The following is an 18,435-nucleotide window of genomic DNA, read 5'->3' on the forward strand; positions in this document are numbered from 1 at the left end:
GGCTCGCGAGCAAGACGGGTGTCGACCACCGGGGAAAGAGCGCATGCCGCCAACATACGCCTCGGCGGATGACGCTTTGATGACAGCCTAGACCAGCGTGGATGACAGCCCAGACCAGCCTGACCGATGGCGGAGCATTGGCGGGCATGCAGGACGAGGACGTCGACTCGGGAACCGACCGACGCCCTCGCGCTACGCGTTACGCGTTACGCGTTACGCGTTACGCGTTACTCGAGATTATCCAATCCCTTTTCGGCCATGGCGACGGCGCGGAACAGCGCACGTCGCTTGTTCAGCGTCTCGTGCCATTCGGCGTCCGGATCGGAGTCGGCGACGATGCCGCCACCCGCCTGCACGTGCAGCTCGCCATCCTTGAGCACCGCCGTGCGAATGGCGATCGCCATGTCCATGTTGCCATGCCAGGAGAGATACCCGACCGCACCGGAATAGACGCCGCGTTTGACCGGTTCCAGCTCGTCGATAACCTCCAGCGCACGTATCTTGGGTGCGCCCGAGAGCGTGCCGGCCGGAAAGGTCGCGCGCAGCACGTCCATCGCCGACATCCCCTGGCGCAGCTTGCCGGTCACGTTGGAAACGATATGCATGACGTGCGAATAGCGCTCGATCGACATGTTGTCGGTAACCTCGACCGTCCCCGTCTGGCTGATGCGGCCAATATCGTTGCGCCCGAGATCGATCAGCATCAGGTGTTCGGCTATCTCCTTGGGATCGCCGAGCAGGTCGGCCTCGAGCGCCTTGTCCTCCTCCGCCGTCGCCCCGCGATGACGCGTTCCCGCGATCGGTCGCACGGTCACTTCCTCCCCTTCGAGCCGGGTCAGAATCTCCGGCGAGGAACCGATGACGTGATGATCGTCCAGGTTGAGGAAGAACATGTAGGGCGACGGATTGAGACTGCGCAGGGCGCGATAGAGATCCAGCGGCGGTGCCTGGTAGGGGATCGACATGCGCTGCGACGGCACGCACTGCATCAGATCGCCCGCCAGTACGTACTCCTTGATACGCCCGACCGCGTCCTTGTAGCCCTGCTCGCTGAAGCTGGCATGGAAATCTTCCTCGCCCACGTCGGCGCGCCCGGTGCCCGGGCTCAGCGTATTGAAGGTCGCACTGCGCAGCTTGAGCTCCAGCACTTCGAGCCGCTCGACCGCGTTGGCGTAAGCGTCTACCTGCTGCGGGTCGGCATGCGTCCAGAGCTGCAGACGCCCGGAGAGATTGTCGAACACCACCAGGTCATCGCAGACCATCAGCAGAATATCCGGCACCCCGATCGGGTCCGGCTTGTCGGCCGCCGCCGCGCTGCGCAGCCGCGGCTCGATATAGCGAATCGTGTCATAACCGAAGTAGCCGACCAGGCCACCGTCGAAGCGCGGCTGGTCGTCGAGATCCGGCACCTTGAAGCGAGCGTGGAACTGTTCGATCCAGGCCAGCGGATCTTCGACCTCCGTCGCGCCCTGCTGCTCTCCGTCGACGATATGACGCACGGTGAAGCCGCGCACTTCGATACGCTCGCGACAAGGCAAGCCGATAATCGAATAGCGGCCCCACTTTTCGCCTCCCTGCACGGACTCGAGCAGAAAGGTCCAGGGCGCGTCGGCCAGCTTGAGGTAGGTCGACAGCGGCGTATCGAGATCCGCAAGCACCTCGCGCGTAACGGGAATGCGGTTATAGCCGGCCTGCGCCAGCTCGTTGAAGCGTTCTTGGGTGATCATGAAACCGGGCTCCGGGGATGACGTTCAGCAGGTATCGATGGCGGACCATCGGGGGCTTTCTGGCGTTCGCTGAAGTTCACCATCGCCAACGCTTGACGTGACGCATCAAGGCGCAGGAACAGAAACGACGAAGGCTATCCGGTGACATGTCAGGGCTCGATCTGAAGTGGAAACGGCTCGGCACGAGCGGGGAAAACGGCGCCGTGGCGCCGTTCGGAAACCCTAAACGAGTTCCCCCAGCGATTCAACTACGCCATCCGGCTGACTCGACGCCACCGGTTCTCCGTGATTGTAGCCGTACGGCACCGCCAACGTGCGGAATCCGGCGCGCTTGCCGGCCTCCACATCGTGGCGCGAATCCCCCACCATGAGGCAGTTGACGGGCGCGACGTCGAACCGGGCCGCCAGGTGCAAAAGTGGCGCCGGATGCGGCTTTTTCTCCGCCAGCGAATCGCCGCCCAGCGTCGCGCGGAAGTAGTCGTCCAGCGACAGCGCCGTGAGGATCGGGGCGATGAAGGCCTGCGGCTTGTTGGTGACCAGCGTGACGATGACACTGCGGCTACACAGCGCCGAGAGCGCCTCGACCACGCCCGGATAGACCCGGGTTCGCACGCACGGTGCCTGATGATAGTGATACAGGAAGCGTTCGTGGGCCCTCTCCAGCATCGCGGGATCAGGCGTGGTGCCCAGGCCCGCCTGCAACGCCCGCGCCACCAGTTGGTGCGAACCGTTGCCGACCCAATCTCGCACCGCTGTCTCACCGGCCGGTGCCAGCGACAGATCGGCGAGCATCGCATCGACCGCCGCCGCCAGATCAGGGACCGAATCGATCAGCGTGCCGTCGAGATCGAAGGCGACAAGACGAATGTCATTCAACAGCGGGTGCATGCCATCTCCTGTGACCATGGGCGAAGCGGCCTGTTTTCAATGGATAAAGCGACCTGTCTTGAGTGGGTGACGTGGCCTGTCTTGAATAGATGACATGGCCCCTCTCGAGGCAAGCGAGACGCGCTGGCGGATTACCCCACAGGCGCGCCAGTTTACGCAACCGGCAGATGCCAATGTCGACGCATCCGCGTATCCTGTCGCCTCATTGATTCGTCGACCGATAGGTGCCCCCACACGTGATCGTGCCGTGCCCACCGCCAACACCGCCGCGCCCTGTTACCCTGCTTTCCTGCGGTAGGCTGCGTCCGGCTCCCCGGTGCCGACCGCCTCGACCTCGTCACCTGTTTTCGACCTTCCCCATTTTCCCCGCGTTTCTTCTACGCTTTCTGATTCGACTTTCGTCTTACGAGTGGAGACCGTCATGACCCAACCGCGCATCGTCGTGGTCGGTGGCGGCGCCGGCGGACTCGAGCTAGTGACCCGACTGGGTCGCAAGCTCGGCAAACGCCAACGCGCCGACATCGTTCTTGTGGACCGCAACCCCACGCACATCTGGAAGCCGCTCCTGCACGAGATTGCCACCGGCACGCTGGATTCCGGCCTGGATGAAGTCTCCTACCAGGGACACTCCAAGCACAACGGCTACCGCTTTCAGCGCGGCACGCTCAACGGCATCGATCGTGAAGCGCGCACCATTACCCTGGAGGCGATCGTCGACGACGATGGCACCGTGGTACTGCCCGCCCGCCAGATCGAGTACGACTATCTGGTGCTGTCGGTCGGCAGCGTCTCCAACGACTTCGGCACCCCCGGCGTCGCCGATCACTGCCACTTCATCGACAGCCCGCATCAGGCGGAAGCCTTCCGTCAGGACATGCTCAACACCTTCCTGCGCTACAGCGACCCGGAACGCCGTACGCACCCCAAGCTGACCGTGGGCCTGGTCGGGGCTGGCGCGACGGGTGTCGAGCTCGCCGCAGAGCTGTTTGGCGCCTCACGCATGCTTCACAGCTATGGTTTTACCGCGCTCGACAGCGGCAAGCTGGAAGTCCACCTGATCGAAGCGGCACCGCGGGTTCTTCCTGCGCTGCCGGAGCGCATCAGCCGCGCGGTACACGGGGAGCTGGAGCGTCTCGGCGTCAAGATACACGTCGACACGCGCGTCACCGAAGCCAACGAACACGGTTTCATTACCGCCGACGGCGAGCCGCTGGAGACCGATCTCAGCGTCTGGGCGGCCGGCATTCGCGCGCCGGCCTTCCTCTCCGAACTTGGCATCGCGACCGAGCGCAATCATCAGGTCAAGGTCAATCAGACGCTCACCAGCGTCGACGACGACCGCATCTTCGCCTTCGGCGACTGCGCCGCCTGCCCACAGCCCGACGACAAGCGTGTCCCGCCGCGGGCCCAGGCCGCGCACCAGCAGGCCACCCAGTGCTATCACAACCTGCGCGCGGCCATGGATGGCAAGCCGCTCAAGCCATTCGTCTTCCACGATCGCGGCTCGCTGATTTCATTGGCCCACTTCGAAGCGGTCGGCAGCCTGATGCGAGGCGCCTCCGCCCGCAGCCTGTTCATCGAAGGGCGTCTGGCGAAGTTGTTCTACGCTTCTCTCTACCGGATGCACCAGATGGCGATCCACGGTCTCTTCAAGACCGCCATGACCGTCGTGGTCGACGGCCTGAACCGCTATCTGCGACCCAAGATGAAATTGCACTGAGGACCCCGCCAAGGCGTGTCGGCCGGGCCCGGGAGGAGAAGACATGGAACGTTTCTACAATGCCCCTGACCAGGTCGTCGACGCCGTGCTCGCGGCGACGGCCGCCACGAGCGACCTGCGCATCGCGGCGCCGGAAAGCGGCCTGCGGATTCTGATCCGCGAAGACTGGGATCGCACGGACCAGGGTCGACAGCAGGTGGCGATTCTCTCCGGCGGGGGTGCGGGCCACGAACCGGCTCACGCCGGCTATATCGGCGACGGCATGCTCACCGGCGCCATCTCCGGCAGCCTGTTCGCCTCCCCCAGCGTCGAAGCGGTCCTGGCCGCGATTCGTGACGTGTGCGGTGAGGCAGGCTGTCTACTGGTGGTGAAAAACTATACCGGCGACCGACTCAACTTCGGATTGGCCGCCGAGCGCGCCCGCCGCGAGGGGCTGGCTGTCGAGATGGTCATCGTCGCCGACGACGTGTCAATCCAGGATGCACCGCAGCCGCGTGGCATCGCCGGCACGGTGCTGGTACACAAGCTAGCCGGCTACCTCGCCAGCCAGAAGACACCGCTGACAGAGATCAAGGCCGCAACCGAATCGCTCTGTCGATCCCTGGCATCGCTTGGCATGGCGCTGAGCCCAGCGGCGCAGCCTGGCCAGCGACCAGCCGCGCGCGCGCCGGAGCTCGGGCTCGGCATCCATAACGAGAGCGGCACGCGGGAAGTCGATCCGCAGAGCGCCGACGAGGCCATGGCGCTGGTGCTGGCACCGCTGCGTGACGCCCTGACGAATCGACACCTGTCCGGGCCGTGGATCGCGGTGATCAACGATCTCGGCGGCTGTTCGACGCAGGAGCTTGGCGTGCTGGCCGATGTCCTGTTGCGCCAGCTCGGTCCGTCGCAGGTCTCGCACCTCCTCGGGCCGGCACCGTTGATGACCTCGCTCGACATGCACGGCTTCTCCGTGACGCTGTTGCCGGCAGCAGCCGAGTTTGTCGACGCGCTTAGCGCGCCGACGTCAGCCCCAGCCTGGCCAGGGCTTCGCCCCTGCCGCGCGCCGACGACCTTTGCGCCCGACACGCATCAGGCTCACGACGCTCTCAGCGAAGACGCCCCCCAGGACACCAGGATCACGAACCAGCTCAAGCGCATCGTCGCAACCCTGCGCGACGCGCGTCAGGATCTGGACGCCCTCGATGCCAAAAGCGGCGACGGCGACGCCGGTGCCAGCCTGCAGAGCGGCGCCGACGCCATCGCGGCGGCACTCGAGGCCGGCCGCTTGAATACCCAGGCGATGGCCCCGCTGTTTGCCGGCATCGGCCAGCTACTGTCGCGCGACATGGGGGGCTCCAGCGGCGTATTGCTGTCGATCCTGTTTACCGCCGCCGGCGCGTCACTGGACCAGCGCGGCGACCTCGTGGAGTCTCTCGCCGACGGTATCGAGAAGATGCAGACCTACGGCGGTGCCAAGCCCGGCGACCGCACCATGCTCGATGCCCTGGTGCCCGCCATCGAGTCGCTGCAGCGAGGGGAGTCGCTATCCCAGGCAGCACAGGCCGCCCGCGATGGCGCCCAGGCCACGGCGACGCTCACGCGCGCCAATGCCGGCCGCTCCGCCTACGTGCCCGAAAGTGCGCTCCAGGGCGTCGTCGACCCGGGTGCCGAGGCCGTGGCGAGGGTATTCGAGACATTGGCAAGCACGACATAGACGAGACAGCGCGACCTAGATCAGACAGCGCGACATCGACGAGAATCGCGGCCGCCCACCCACTGAGCACGACAGGCCGCGGGCTCGGTCAGTCGAACGCCGGCGCGGGCCACCACGCCGGTAGCAGCGCCCGCGCTTCGTGGCGGGCAAAACGGTCATCGAGCAGGTGAATGACGCCCTCGTCGCTGCCGGAGCGAATCACGCGGCCGGCAGCCTGGACCACTTTCTGCATGCCGGGAAAGAAGTAGGCGTAGTCATAGCCTCGGCCGTAGAGTGCCTGCAGCCGCGCCCGCATCTGCTCGTTGACCGGATTGACCTGCGGCAGGCCCAGGGTCGCGACGAAAGCCCCGATGAGTCGCTCACCCGGCAGATCGATCCCCTCGCCGAAAATGCCGCCGAGCACGGCGAACCCCACGCCCCGGCCACCCGGCTCGAAACGTGCTAGAAAATCGGCTCGCGCCGCGTCGTCCATGCGTGTCGCCTGACACCACTGGCGGGCCTGCGGATGCCGTTCGGCCAGGCGCGCGGCCACGCGCTCGAGATAAGCGAAACTCGAGAAGAAAGCCAGATAGTTACCGGGGCGGGCCTCGAGCTGCTCGGCAATGCGATCGGCGATCGGCGTCAGCGACGCGTCACGATCGGCATAACGGGTCGACAGCCGGTGCGCGATATGGACCTTGAGCTGCGAATGGCAGAACGGCGACTCCAGCGTTAGCCAGGGCGCATCTCCTGGCACCCCGAGCAGGTCGCGATAGTACGCTTCCGGGGTCAACGTGGCGGAAAAGAGCGTGCCACCGTGGGCGGCCGCGAAGCGCGGCGCCAGAAACGACGCCGGCACCACGTTGCGCAGTGTCAGCGCGGCTCCGGCTTTCCGTTGTCGGCCGCGCGGCGCCTGACGCGTGATGTCGAACAGCGAGTGCGCACCGAACGTCTCGGCGACACGACAGAAATGCTGGGCGTCGAAGGCAAAACGCTGCAGTTCGCTGTCCAGTGCGATCGGCTGCTCGCTCTGATACTCCACGATGGCGGAAACCGCCTGCTGCAGCGCGCCGATCAGCTTGCCGGGCAACGTCTCGACGACCCGATAGTCCTGCCCCTCGCCGGGCCCGCTCTCTTCATCCAGCCTCTGCCAAGCCGACGCGACGCGTCCCAGCGGCCGCGTGAGCGGTTTGGGCAGCGTCGCCTTGAGCCGGCGGAAGGCGACATGATCCAGCGACGCGCTGTACATGCCACGACCGCGCTCCACCAGGTTGTGCGCCTCGTCGACCAGCACGCCGACCCGCCACGAGAGCTGCTGGCTCAGGGCATAAAGCATGGCGTGGAAGTCGAACCAGTAGTTGACGTCGCCGACGATCACGTCGGCCCAGCGCGCCATCTCCTGCCCCAGATAATAGGGACAGACCGCGTGCGTCAGCGCGATCTCCCGCAGCCCGTCTCGATCAAGCCAACCCCGCTGGACTGCCGCAGCGCGGGCCACTGGCAGCTTGTCGTAGAAGCCGGCAGCCAGTGGGCAGGCATCGCCGTGGCACGCCTTGTCAGGATGCTCGCACGCCTTGTCGCGTGCGGTCAGTGTCAGCACGCGCAGCGGCAGTGCCGCAGAGGCGCCCGCCGACGGCTTTGCGCCGAGCTGGTCCAGCGCCTCCCCCGCCAAGGCCTGACCGGTATTGCGCGCGGTCAGAAAGAGCAGCTTGTCGAGCGGCTCTCCCGGCATCGCCTTCAACATCGGGAACAGCGTGCCTAGCGTCTTGCCGATGCCGGTCGGCGCCTGCAGCATCAGCCAGCGCTCGGTGTGGATCGCCTTGTAGACCGACTCCGCCAGCGGTCGCTGCCCTTGGCGAAAATCCGCGAACGGGAACGCCAGTGTCTTGAGTGACTCGTCCCGCCACCGCCGATGCGCCAGTTCCTGCTGCGCCCAAGCCAGAAAGGCGCGGCAATGCGTCTCGAAACTGTCGCGCAGCTCGTCCGCCGAACAGTGCTCGCTCAGCGGCGTCTCGCGCTGGCTGACGATATCGAAGTAGACCAGCGTCACGGTAAGCGCATCCAGCCCACGCTCGAGGCACAGCAGATGGCCGTAGACCTTGGCCTGCGCCCAGTGCAGCGCGCGCTGGTTGGCGGGCTGGCGAGAGAGCTCGCCACGGTGCGTCTTGATCTCTTCCAGCCGGTTGGCCTTCGGATCGTAGCCGTCGGCACGGCCGCGCACCTCAAGCTGGCAATAACACCCGCTCAGCGCGATCTCGCGCTCGTAATCCGCGCCGCGCCGTTCACCAACCACCTGGTGGCCGACGATGCCCTCCTGCGCCGAAGGCGACGGGGTAAAGCGCAGGTCGAGATCGCCGGTCTTGGCGGCAAATTCACACAGGGCCCGCACGGCGATGCGATAGCTCAAGCGCCAGTCCCGGGCGAGGCGGTCTCGCTGTGACCTTCCGGGGCATCGGCCCGCCAGGTGACATAGCAGACATTCACCGGCATCTCATGCAAGGCGCAGAACTCGAGCCAGCGCTTCTGGTTGTCCTGCAGACGGTCGCCCGGGCCCTTCACTTCGATCATGCGGTAGCCGATCTCTCCATCGCCAGCCTCGGGCATGAACTGGATCAGGTCCGGCATGCCGGCGCGATTGGCACGAATATCCCCGAGCAGGCGCTCGAACCAGAGGCGCAGATGCGCCGGAGGAATGCAGGTCAGGGCCAGCTCCAGCGCCGTGTCGTCGAGTGCTTCCCAGACCACGAACGGCGACTGGATACCGCACTTTTCCTGCCGGTGCCGGCGAATGATCTCGCCATGTTCGCCGCGTTCCAGCGCGACGAGACAGCGCTGGAAAAGCTCACGACGGCGCGCGTGAAAGTCGACATCGAACAGATCCGCCGGCCCGCTGTGAAAGGGATGAAAGAAAGCGCCGGGCAACGGCGCGAAGATCGCTTCCCAACAGAGCAGGCCGAACAGGGTATTGATCAGCGTGTTCTCGACGTAGAAGACCGGGGCACCTGGCTGCGACAGATGCCGTGCCACGGCGCGCTCGACACTGCTAGATGGCGGCAATTCAAGGTCAAACCGGCCAGGCTCGGCCGTTTTCCGCCGTCGAACCGGGGCGCCGCCGAGCTTGCGTCGCAGCCGCGGCAGGATACGCGCGAGCGCCTGCTGTTCCGCATCGTAGCCCGGCGACGCCAACGCCTGCTCGCCCAGGGCAAGGGCGTCGGCAATCCGGTCCTGCGCCTCCAGCACACGTACCCGCCGCAATCGCGACTCCGGTGCCGAGCTGGCCTCGTAGAGCCGCCGTGCCTGATCCAGATCGCCCTGACGTTCGCACCGGTAGGCAATCTTGTGGACCAGACGCCCGCGCCGACGCTCCAGCCAGGCGTTATCGAACGCGTCGAGCGGCACGTCCGGCAGCAGCGTGGCCAACGGCTCGTCAGCGTCGAGACGTTCACGGCAGGCGTGCAGATGATGGTAGGCCTCCAGCTCCTCTCGGCGCGAAAAGGCCCGCGAGTCCGCCTCCAGCGCCACACGCTCGAAGCGGTAGATGCCGAGTTCGGCGAGCACGAATTCGGACCACTGCTGGCGTAGATTGCCGAAAAACATCAGGCGGAAGCGCTCGCACAGAGCATCGATGGTCAGGCGCAGATGGCGATCGCCCAGGCTCGGCAACCACTGCGCCAAGGGGCGAGGCGATGGCGACTCCACCTGCAGCGCGTTCAGCCAGGCGCCCTTGCCGGACGAGCGTCCTAACCCGAGCCCGGCCAGCCAAGCGCGCAGATCGACGTCGAGCTCCGGGCGAGTCGTTAGCGCGAACAACGCTTCGAGCGTGAGCGGCACCCCCTCTTCGACCCACCCTTGTTCGATCAAGGGTTCGACCGCCACCGCCGTCTCGCCGATTTCGGCATACTGCAGACGACCGAGACGAAAATCGATCCCCTTGCGCATCACCAGGCGCACCAGCAATGCCTGCGACGTCCAAGGTAGCGTGTCGAACCGTTCGATGAAGTCCCGCTCGTGCGCCGTCAGCAGGTCGGCGTAGCGCGCCGTTAGCCAGTCGAGAACGCGGCGAAAGTTGGCCAGGTAATAGAAAGGGTCGTCGAGTGTAGGAAGCGCCATGAGCACAAGTCGCGAGCCGGAAATGACTGGCTAAGCATACAGCTCGAGCCGCGACACCGAAATGCTCTGCATCAACCTCGAGGCGAGGTCTTCTACCGTCAACGGGTAAGCTCGAGATCGTTTTTCAGCTCTCGCCATAGCGCGCGGTAGGCCAATGTCGCGCGACTACGCGGGACGATATCCGCCAGCGGCTGGCACGCCAGGCTCATGCGTTCGACATCGCTGGCATAAGGAATCCAGCTCTGCATCGGCGTCCCGAGCGCCGCCGGTGCGGACGCCAGCCACTCGCGATGCAGCTTGCGGCGACGGTCGACCAGGTTAAAAAACGGGGCGAGTCGCTCGCGCTGACGTTTCTTGAGATCAAGATGCTCGACCATACGCGTGAAGGCCTGGACCGATAGCGGACTGGGGATGGTAGGCACCAGAATGCGGTCGGCGGCACGGATCAGTTGATCGGCAAGCGTGGAGAGCCCCGGCGGGCAGTCGAGGATCATCAGCGCGTATTCTTCACTGAACGGCTCGATCAGCCGCTTCAGGTGCTTGTCACCACTGGCCTTCTCCTCGAGCAGGCGATCCAGATCACGCAGCCGGATATCCGAGGGTAGCAGGTCGAAGCGTTCCCAGTGAGTATGCTGAACCTGCTCCCCCAACGGCGACTTGCCGGCCAGGAGCTTCGAGACTTTCTTGCCCAGCCCCCCCTTGCCCCCCAGCACCCAGGTCGAGGCGCCCTGGGCATCGAGATCCCAGAGCAAAACCGGCAGGCCATCGCGCTGGGCTTCCCGCGCCAGATTGACCGCGGCCGACGTCTTGCCCACGCCCCCCTTGAGGTTGTGCAGCGCCACCACTTTCATGTTGTTGATTCCTTTATGGTTTGAACATCAAGGAATACTACGTGTTGGCCTCGCGTCGGCGGATGACAAGTGCGTGACAATCGCCCGCTCGGGCGCCGACCGCCGCTTGTCGCTGTGATACCCAACGCCATTTCTGCGCCGCCCGCAGCCGCTTGACCGCCGCCTCGCGCCTCAGCGCCTCGCCGTGATCACCGACCCACTCGGCGTGCACCAGCGTCAACGGCCCCTTACCGCGCAGGGCCCGTGCGCCCTTGCCCGCCTCATGCTGGGCAAAGCGACGCGCCACATCGGTGGTAATACCGGTATACAGCGCGCCCCGCGCGGTCTCTATCAGATAGAGATACCAGCGCTGCGTCTCGACGGCCAGCATTGCCGCGTTATCGGTCGACGCCCCGTCGCCGGTCACCGGCGGTTCGCCATCTACCGGCGATGTCATCGCCCGAGGCTCGGCGTCAGCGTTCGCGCCGTGTCGGCACGGTTCAACACGCGGCCAGCGCCGAGCGCATCTGGCCGATGACACCGTCATAGCGGTTCGGATCCTCGAGGCTACGGGCCTTGAAGATCGAGGAGCCAGAGACAAACGTATCCGCCCCCGCCCGGGCGATGTCGGCGATATTGTCGGCACTCACGCCGCCATCCACCTCGAGGCGGATCGGACGGCCGCTGGCGTCGATGCGCCGGCGCGCCTCGCGCAGCTTGTCGAGCGCGGCGGGAATGAACGACTGCCCACCGAAACCAGGGTTCACGCTCATGATCAGGATCATGTCGATCTTGTCCATGACGTAGTCGAGATGCGCCAGCGAGGTTGCCGGGTTGAACACCAGCCCCGCCTTGCAGCCGCGACTCTTGATCAGCTGCAGCGACCGATCGATATGTTCGGAGGCTTCCGGATGGAAGGTGACATAGTCGGCCCCGGCATCGATGAAGTCGCCGATCAGCTGATCCACCGGCTTGACCATGAGGTGGCAGTCGATCGGCGCCGTCACGCCATGCTTGCGCAGCGCCTCGCAGACCATCGGCCCGATGGTCAGGTTGGGGACGTAGTGGTTGTCCATGACGTCGAAATGGATCATGTCGGCGCCGGCCGCCAGTACATCGTCGACCTCCTGCCCCAGGCAGGCGAAGTTGGCGGAGAGAATCGAGGGAGCAATCTTGAAGTCGCGCATGAATGACGGATCCTTGAAGAACGCGGAAAGACTCTCCGCATTCTAACGCAAGCGAGCGCTCTGTCGCGGCAGGCCATGCAGACGACAACGCCCGCCGGATCGACCGGCGGGCGTTGCGGGGAACACGAACCTGCGGCGGTAGGCTACTTTTCGAAGTCCGGCGCGCTGGTCTCGCGATCCTCGGGTAGCGTCTCGCGCACCTCGGCCACCTGCTCGGCGCTGACCGCGTCCCCGTGATTGCCCCAGGCGCCACGCACGAAGGTCGCCAGCTGCGCGGCTTCGTCGTCCGATAGACGCCAGCCGAAATCGGGCATCGCCAGCGCTTCGGGTTTGCCCGGTGTCGACGGCAGCCGCGCACCCGCCAGGATCACATGAACCAGTCCGGTAGGGTCATCGGCGTTGACCAACTCGTTGCCGACCAGCGACGGAAAGACCTTCGCCGCGCCCTCGCCGTTGGCGAAGTGGCAAGCATTGCAGTTGTCGAGATAAAGCCGCGCGCCCGGCTTGCCGTCGACGTCCGCCGCCGTGAGCATCTGCTCGGTCTGCGCTGGCGTCGTCTCGCTCTGCCGGTTCTCGTCATCGCGCGACTGGCGCGGCAGCGACTTCAGATAAGCGGCAATCGCCTGCAGATCGTCATTGGTCAGATGCGAGGTGCTGTTGGCGACCACCGAGGTCATTTCCCCGACCACCGCATCGTGGTCGTTGCGCCCCGTCGCCAGGTATTCGACGATGTCATCGGCGCTCCAGCCCTGTAGGCCGGCGTCGCCCTCCCCGCCTCCGCGCAGGCTGGGCGCCCACCAGCCACCCAGGGTTTCACCGCTCAGATAGGCCTCGTCGCTGTCGTCCAGCGCCTTCTCCTGGAACAGCAGGCCGCGCGGCGTGTGGCAACTGCCGCAGTGACCGAGCCCCTGGACCAGATAGGCGCCACGGGCCAGCTGCTCGCTCTGGCCGGATGCCGGCTCGAACGCCTCGGCGTCGGCAAACAGCCAGTTCCACAGACTGATGCCCCAGCGCTGGTTGAACGGGAAACTGACGTCGCTCTCCGCCGGTTGCTCGGCGACCGGCTCGACGCCCTGCATGAAATAGGCGTAGAGCGCATCGATGTCCTCGTCGCTCAGCTTGGCGTAGGACGGATACGGCATCGCGGGGTAGAGATTGGCGCCATCGGCGCGCTCGCCCTCTCGCAGCGCGTCGGCAAACTGCTCCCTCGTGTAGTTGCCGATCCCGGCTTCCGGATCCGGGGTGATATTGGTCGAGACGATGGTGCCGAAGGGGCTGTCGATCTCGAGACCGCCAGCGAACGGCTTGCCACCTTCCGCGGTATGGCAGGCGACGCAGTCGCCCGCCCGCGCCAGATAGGCGCCACGCTCGACCTGACTCGGGTCGGCACCACGCTGGCCCTCGGCCGCCATCACCGCTCCCGTCACGCTCGCCAGGCCGCAGCCCAGGAGCGTTGTGAACCAAACTCGATAGGTCATGTTCACGCTCCTCAGGCTTGGACCAGCGGTCCGGGGTTGGGTAGATACTGCTCGCGAATCGCCTTGGCCGCCCAATAGGTCAGGCCACCGACCAGGCCGGTCGGGTTGTACTGCAGATTCTGCGGGAAGGCACTCGCGCCCATCACGAAGACGTTGTGCACGTCCCAGCTCTGCAGATAGCGATTGAGCACGCTGGATTTGGGGTCGGTGCCCATGATCGCGCCGCCCACGTTGTGGGTCGTCTGATACGGCCGCACGTCGTAGCGAGAGTCGAAGTCCTTGAACGACAGCTTGTAGTCGTCCGGCCTCAGCGCCTTGGAGAGCGTATCGATCTTCTGCTTCATGAACTGGGTCATGCGCACGTCGTTGTCCTTCCAGTTGAAGGTCATGCGCATCAGCGGACGGCCGTGATCGTCGGTGTAGGTCGGGTCGAGATCCAGATAGCAGTCACGGTAGGCCATGTTGCTGCCGTGGGAGCCGATGGTCATGGTATGGCCATAGGTCTCCTGGACCGCCTGCTTCCACTCGGCCCCCCAGCTCGGCGCGCCTTTTGGCAACGGCATGTTGCGGATCGGCTGGCCATTGGTCATCGCCGCATTGAAGTAGGACCCGCCGATGAATCCAGCTTCAGCAAAATCGATCTGCTCGACGCCGAAGTCATTGAGGGTTTCGCCGTTGGCACCGGCGCCGATGAACGGATTGAACTGCTTGTCCTTGAAATAGAGCGTGGAGCCACCGTTCATCTGATAGGCGTAGTTCTTGCCGACCACGCCCTCGCCACTGATCGGATCGTAAGGCTTGCCGATGCCCGACAGCAGCAGCAGATGTACGTTGTGCAGCGAGTAGGCACCCATGATGACCAGATCGGCGGGTTGGATCACCTCGTCGCCGTTCTCATCGATATAGGTCACGCCGGTGGCGGTCTTGCCATCACTGGCCAGATTGACCTTCATCACCTCGCAGTTGGCGCGATAGGCGAAGTTGTCGCGCTGTTTGAGCGCGCCCAGCACGCAGGTCTGCGGCGAAGACTTGGAGTAGTTGAGGCAGCCGTAGCGTTCGCAGAAGCCACAGTAGTTGCAGGGTGCCAGCTGCATGCCATAGGGATTGGTGTAGGCTTCCGAGGCATTTGCCGCCGGCAGCGGAAACGGATTCAGCCCCTGGCTCTTGGCGACTTCCTCGAACATCGTATCGTTGAGCGTGCGCTTCATCGGCGGCAGCGGATACTCGCTGGAGCGCCAGCCCTCGAACGGGTTGCCGCCCTCCTGGATCTCGCCGTTGAGATTGCCCGCCTTGCCCGCAATACCCGCGACTTTTTCGAAGCGATCGAAATGCGGCTCCAGCTCATCGTAGCTGACGCCGTAATCCTGAATCGTCATCTCCTCGGGGATGATATCGGCGCCGAAATTCTCCTCGACGTAGCTCTTCAGGCGCAGCTCATTGGGCTGCGGACGCCAGGTATGGCCGTTCCAGTGGGTGCCGGCGCCGCCAACGCCGTTACCCGGCAGGAAAGAACCCAGGCTACGGTAGGGTACCGCCGTATCGCGAACGCCATGGCGCACGGTCAGAGTGCTCTTGGCCGGGCGCTGCATCAGCTGATAGCGCACGCCGTAGGTCAGTTCGTCAGCCATCTTGGGGTAGGCGAAATCGGGCACGGTATCCTGATCCGGGCCGCGCTCCAGCGCCAGCACGTTCAAGCCTTCATCGGTCAGTTCCATGCCCATGATCGAACTGGTCCAGCCGAGTCCGATCATGACGACATCGACGTGCGGGTTGGTCTTGGCCATGGTTTATCCCCTCTCTCCGTTAAGGCTGACCGGACCGAGCGGATAGGCCTTGTCATGTTGATCGACCCACTCCAGGTAGGATGCCCGTGCGCCGGGGAAGCCAATAAATTTCCACGCCGCCATGTGCTTGTTGCCGCCGTGAATCGGGTCGGCGAAATAGCCTTCCTTGGTGTTCTGCAGCAGGAAGGCGAAAAACTGATCCGAGGAGACGTCGTCGAATTCGATCGCGCCCTTTTCGAGCTGGGTCAGCACCTGGATCTGGGTGTCGGCGTCGAGCCCGGCGAAGTCCTTGCCGTGATGCGTCTGGCAGTACTGGCGGGTCGCCGCGATGCCTTTGCGATAGACCTCGCGCGGCGTCAACGGCGATTGATAGCCGAATAGCGGCGAGACGTCTTCGTGAAACGGCCCCTTCATGTACCAGTCCGCCGCATGACCGAACTTGCCCTCCATCTGCCCGTCGATGAAGATCGGCACGTTGGTTTCCAGCGCTCCCGGTCCCTCGCCATCGGCGGGAATCAGGCGATCGCAGGCAGCCAGCAGGAACTGCCACTCATCGGCGTCGAAAAAGGTGGGCTGGTAATCGGCGAGGTCGGGGGGAGGCTCTGCGGCGGCGGCGGTCAGCGAGACACCGCTGCCGACAGTCACTGCCGGAATCATCATCAGGGAACCCTTGATGAACCCGCGACGTGACGCGTTCTCGAGCTTGGCGCTCATGGTTATCTCCTTCACGGTCCAGGTGAAGCACAGCATGGAAGCCTGATTCGGGGCAGGCTTTGTTATTGATCGGAACGAAGCGATGGGTCGCCGCCAAGCGAGCCTCGCCTCGAGCGCGTCGTCGCCAAACGACGCGATCATTGATCCAGGTCCTGTCGATCCGAGTTGGGTCGATCCGGTTATGTGGAGCCGGATGTGTCGAGCCCGGCCTTCTATACGGGCCTTATTGATCTACATGACCCGCGACAAATTACCACACCCCAAACTGCTTAGCACGCCAACGAACGACTTTTCCTGCGCGAGTGGCGACCACGATTCCTATACTGGTCAAGATCTTGGCGGCAATCTGGTGACCGCCAAGGCTGACGGAACGTCTCGACACGACGACCGGCGGTGGCGAATTGCGCGATACCACCTTCCGGTCGAGCTGCAGCGTCCCGTCGGTCCTTCAAGACCGTTCAAGACCGTCCACGACCGTTTACGACAACAACACGAGGCACTGGCATGACCCCACTCTCGCGACGCGCCCGCTTCGACGGGCATCGTTCCCGCTACCGACATGAGCTACAGCAGACGCTCGGGGCCATGCTGTTTACGGCCTGCTCGCTGATTTCGGTTTCAGCCGGTGCCCAATCGGCAATTCTTGAGGGCGAGCGATTTCACCCCACCACGGGCGAACACGGCATGGTTGCCACCAGCCACTATCTCGCCTCGCAGATCGCTCATGACGTGATGGAAAACGGCGGTAACGCAGTCGATGCCGCCGTCACCGCCGGGTTTGCGCTGGCGGTGGCCCAGCCCCGCTCCGGCAACATCGGCGGTGGCGGTTTCATGCTGATCTCGGACGAGAACAGCGGCGACGTTGTCGCCATCGACTATCGCGAGAAAGCGCCCGCCGCCGCCACGGAGACGATGTTCCAGAACGCCGACGGCGAGGTGGTGCCGGAACGCTCGCGCTTTACCCACAACGCGGCCGGCGTGCCGGGCACGGTGGCTGGCCTTTCTCTTGCGCTCGAGCGCTATGGCACGCTGACGCTCGCCGACGCCTTGGCGCCGGCGATCAAGCTGGCCGATGATGGCTTCATCATTCCGCCGCGATTCGCCGAGGGGCTGGAGCAGTCTCAGGATCGGCTCAAGCAGTGGGATTCGACGCGCAAGGTGTTCTACAAGCCGGATGGTTCGCTATATCACGCCGGAGAGCGCTTTCGTCAGCCCGAGCTCGCCGCCACGCTCCGGCGTATCGCCGAGCTGGGGCCGCGCGAGTTCTACGAGGGCGAGACCGCACAGCTGATCGCGGACGAAATGGCGGCTCATGGCGGGCTGATGAGCGCCGAGGACCTGGCCGCCTATCACCCGTCGATACGCGAGCCGGTTCACGGCCGCTATCGTGGCTACGACGTCTACGCCATGAGCCCGCCCTCCTCCGGCGGCGCGCATATTGTGCAGATACTCAATATTCTCGAGGGCTACGACATCCACGCCATGGGTTTCAACTCGGCAAGAACGATCCACCTCATGAGCGAGGCGATGAAGCGCGCCTACGCCGACCGTGCCGAATACCTGGGCGATACCGATTTCGTCGACGTGCCTCTCGAGGGCATCGTCTCGAAAGACTATGCCAACGAACTGCGTGACGGGATCGATCTCGAGCGTGCCACGCCGAGTCAGGAAATCGCCGCCGGCGATCCGCTGCCGTATGAATCCAACGAGACGACCCATTTCTCGATCGCCGACGACAGTGGCCTGGCGGTCTCCAACACCTACACGCTAAATTTCAGCTACGGGTCGGGGATCGTGGTCGACGGCGCGGGCTTCCTGCTCAACAACGAAATGGATGACTTCTCGGCCAAAACCGGTACCCCCAATGCTTACGGTCTGATCGGTGGCGAGGCCAACAGGATCGAACCCGAGAAGCGCATGCTCTCCTCGATGACGCCGACCATCGTCCAGAAAGACGGCAAGAACTTTCTGGTCACCGGTAGCCCCGGCGGGTCGCGCATCATCACGACGACGCTTCAGGTGGTGATGAATGTGATCGATCACGGCATGAACATCCAGAGCGCCGTCAGCGCGCCTCGCATTCATCACCAGTGGTTGCCGGACGAGATCCGCGTCGAGGACGGCATCAGCCCGGATACCTTGGCACTGCTCGAGGCGATGGGCCATACGGTCAGCCAACAGGACGCCATGGGCGCGGCCCAGTCGATACGCATCGAGGACGACGGCACCTTTACCGGTGGTGCCGATCCGCGACGTTCGACCTCTTCGGCGCTCGGCCTCTAGGATCGCGGCTATCTCGGCCGCCGGATCGGAGATATCGCC

Annotated in this window: 13 protein-coding genes; 3 read left to right on the plus strand and 10 right to left on the minus strand. The window is 64.6% G+C overall.

Annotation, left to right across the window (positions count from 1 at the left end):
* Positions 1-227: 227 nt before the first annotated feature.
* Both trpE and MC381_RS14265 read right to left on the minus strand, forming a co-directional pair.
* Positions 228-1,727 (minus strand): anthranilate synthase component I, encoded by a 1,500-nt coding sequence (gene trpE / locus MC381_RS14260; RefSeq protein WP_251978409.1) that lies wholly within the window; start codon positions 1,725-1,727, stop codon positions 228-230.
* A gap of 222 nt (positions 1,728-1,949) precedes the next feature.
* Complete coding sequence (locus tag MC381_RS14265) at positions 1,950-2,615, minus strand: phosphoglycolate phosphatase (RefSeq protein ID WP_251978410.1); 666 nt, start codon at positions 2,613-2,615, stop codon at positions 1,950-1,952.
* Positions 2,616-3,036: 421 nt separating this feature from the next.
* Between MC381_RS14265 and MC381_RS14270 the strand changes: the two genes are divergently transcribed.
* Positions 3,037-4,335 (plus strand): NAD(P)/FAD-dependent oxidoreductase, encoded by a 1,299-nt coding sequence (locus MC381_RS14270; protein WP_251978411.1) that lies wholly within the window; start codon positions 3,037-3,039, stop codon positions 4,333-4,335.
* A gap of 43 nt (positions 4,336-4,378) precedes the next feature.
* A complete protein-coding gene (locus MC381_RS14275) occupies positions 4,379-6,031 on the plus strand; it encodes a dihydroxyacetone kinase subunit DhaK (protein ID WP_251978412.1) in 1,653 nt (550 codons plus the stop codon).
* Positions 6,032-6,119: 88 nt separating this feature from the next.
* On the opposite strand, the gene MC381_RS14280 is transcribed toward MC381_RS14275, so the two are convergent.
* The 8 genes from MC381_RS14280 to MC381_RS14315 form a co-directional block, all read right to left on the minus strand.
* The gene (locus tag MC381_RS14280) at positions 6,120-8,417 is read right to left on the minus strand and encodes an ATP-dependent DNA helicase (protein ID WP_251978413.1); all 2,298 of its coding nucleotides are present in this window, start codon (positions 8,415-8,417) and stop codon (positions 6,120-6,122) included.
* Complete coding sequence (locus MC381_RS14285) at positions 8,414-10,120, minus strand: VRR-NUC domain-containing protein (protein WP_251978414.1); 1,707 nt, start codon at positions 10,118-10,120, stop codon at positions 8,414-8,416. The genes MC381_RS14280 and MC381_RS14285 overlap by 4 nt, the downstream gene beginning before the upstream one ends.
* 98 nt (positions 10,121-10,218) lie before the next feature.
* Positions 10,219-10,971 (minus strand): ParA family protein, encoded by a 753-nt coding sequence (locus tag MC381_RS14290; protein ID WP_251978415.1) that lies wholly within the window; start codon positions 10,969-10,971, stop codon positions 10,219-10,221.
* 37 nt (positions 10,972-11,008) lie between these two features.
* On the minus strand, positions 11,009-11,407 hold the full coding sequence (locus MC381_RS14295) for a GIY-YIG nuclease family protein (RefSeq protein WP_374708178.1): 399 nt from the start codon (positions 11,405-11,407) through the stop codon (positions 11,009-11,011).
* A 43-nt stretch (positions 11,408-11,450) separates the two neighbouring features.
* Positions 11,451-12,137 carry a ribulose-phosphate 3-epimerase gene (gene rpe / locus MC381_RS14300; protein ID WP_251978416.1) on the minus strand — a complete coding sequence of 229 codons (687 nt, stop codon included), beginning with the start codon at positions 12,135-12,137 and terminating at the stop codon, positions 11,451-11,453.
* Positions 12,138-12,280: 143 nt separating this feature from the next.
* A complete protein-coding gene (locus MC381_RS14305; RefSeq protein WP_251978417.1) occupies positions 12,281-13,615 on the minus strand; it encodes a c-type cytochrome in 1,335 nt (444 codons plus the stop codon).
* 11 nt (positions 13,616-13,626) lie between these two features.
* Positions 13,627-15,399, minus strand: a complete 1,773-nt coding sequence (locus tag MC381_RS14310) for a GMC family oxidoreductase (protein WP_251978418.1) — start codon at positions 15,397-15,399, stop codon at positions 13,627-13,629.
* Positions 15,400-15,402: 3 nt separating this feature from the next.
* Positions 15,403-16,113 (minus strand): gluconate 2-dehydrogenase subunit 3 family protein, encoded by a 711-nt coding sequence (locus tag MC381_RS14315; RefSeq protein ID WP_251978419.1) that lies wholly within the window; start codon positions 16,111-16,113, stop codon positions 15,403-15,405.
* A 585-nt stretch (positions 16,114-16,698) separates the two neighbouring features.
* Between MC381_RS14315 and ggt the strand changes: the two genes are divergently transcribed.
* Positions 16,699-18,396 (plus strand): gamma-glutamyltransferase, encoded by a 1,698-nt coding sequence (gene ggt, locus MC381_RS14320; protein ID WP_251978492.1) that lies wholly within the window; start codon positions 16,699-16,701, stop codon positions 18,394-18,396.
* Positions 18,397-18,435 lie beyond the last annotated feature (39 nt).

It is taken from the genome of Salinicola avicenniae (assembly GCF_023736115.1).
Classification (GTDB): Bacteria; Pseudomonadota; Gammaproteobacteria; order Pseudomonadales; family Halomonadaceae; genus Salinicola; species Salinicola avicenniae.

Excerpts from the sequence above, each read along its gene's own strand:
- trpE (WP_251978409.1), bottom strand. The coding sequence starts at position 1,727 with ATGATCACCCAAGAACGCTTCAACGAGCTGGCGCAGGCCGGCTATAAC.
- MC381_RS14265 (WP_251978410.1), bottom strand. The coding sequence starts at position 2,615 with ATGCACCCGCTGTTGAATGACATTCGTCTTGTCGCCTTCGATCTCGAC.
- MC381_RS14270 (WP_251978411.1), top strand. The coding sequence starts at position 3,037 with ATGACCCAACCGCGCATCGTCGTGGTCGGTGGCGGCGCCGGCGGACTC.
- MC381_RS14275 (WP_251978412.1), top strand. The coding sequence starts at position 4,379 with ATGGAACGTTTCTACAATGCCCCTGACCAGGTCGTCGACGCCGTGCTC.
- MC381_RS14285 (WP_251978414.1), bottom strand. The coding sequence starts at position 10,120 with ATGGCGCTTCCTACACTCGACGACCCTTTCTATTACCTGGCCAACTTT.
- MC381_RS14290 (WP_251978415.1), bottom strand. The coding sequence starts at position 10,971 with ATGAAAGTGGTGGCGCTGCACAACCTCAAGGGGGGCGTGGGCAAGACG.
- MC381_RS14295 (WP_374708178.1), bottom strand. The coding sequence starts at position 11,407 with ATGACATCGCCGGTAGATGGCGAACCGCCGGTGACCGGCGACGGGGCG.
- rpe (WP_251978416.1), bottom strand. The coding sequence starts at position 12,137 with ATGCGCGACTTCAAGATTGCTCCCTCGATTCTCTCCGCCAACTTCGCC.
- MC381_RS14305 (WP_251978417.1), bottom strand. The coding sequence starts at position 13,615 with ATGACCTATCGAGTTTGGTTCACAACGCTCCTGGGCTGCGGCCTGGCG.
- MC381_RS14310 (WP_251978418.1), bottom strand. The coding sequence starts at position 15,399 with ATGGCCAAGACCAACCCGCACGTCGATGTCGTCATGATCGGACTCGGC.
- MC381_RS14315 (WP_251978419.1), bottom strand. The coding sequence starts at position 16,113 with ATGAGCGCCAAGCTCGAGAACGCGTCACGTCGCGGGTTCATCAAGGGT.
- ggt (WP_251978492.1), top strand. The coding sequence starts at position 16,699 with ATGCTGTTTACGGCCTGCTCGCTGATTTCGGTTTCAGCCGGTGCCCAA.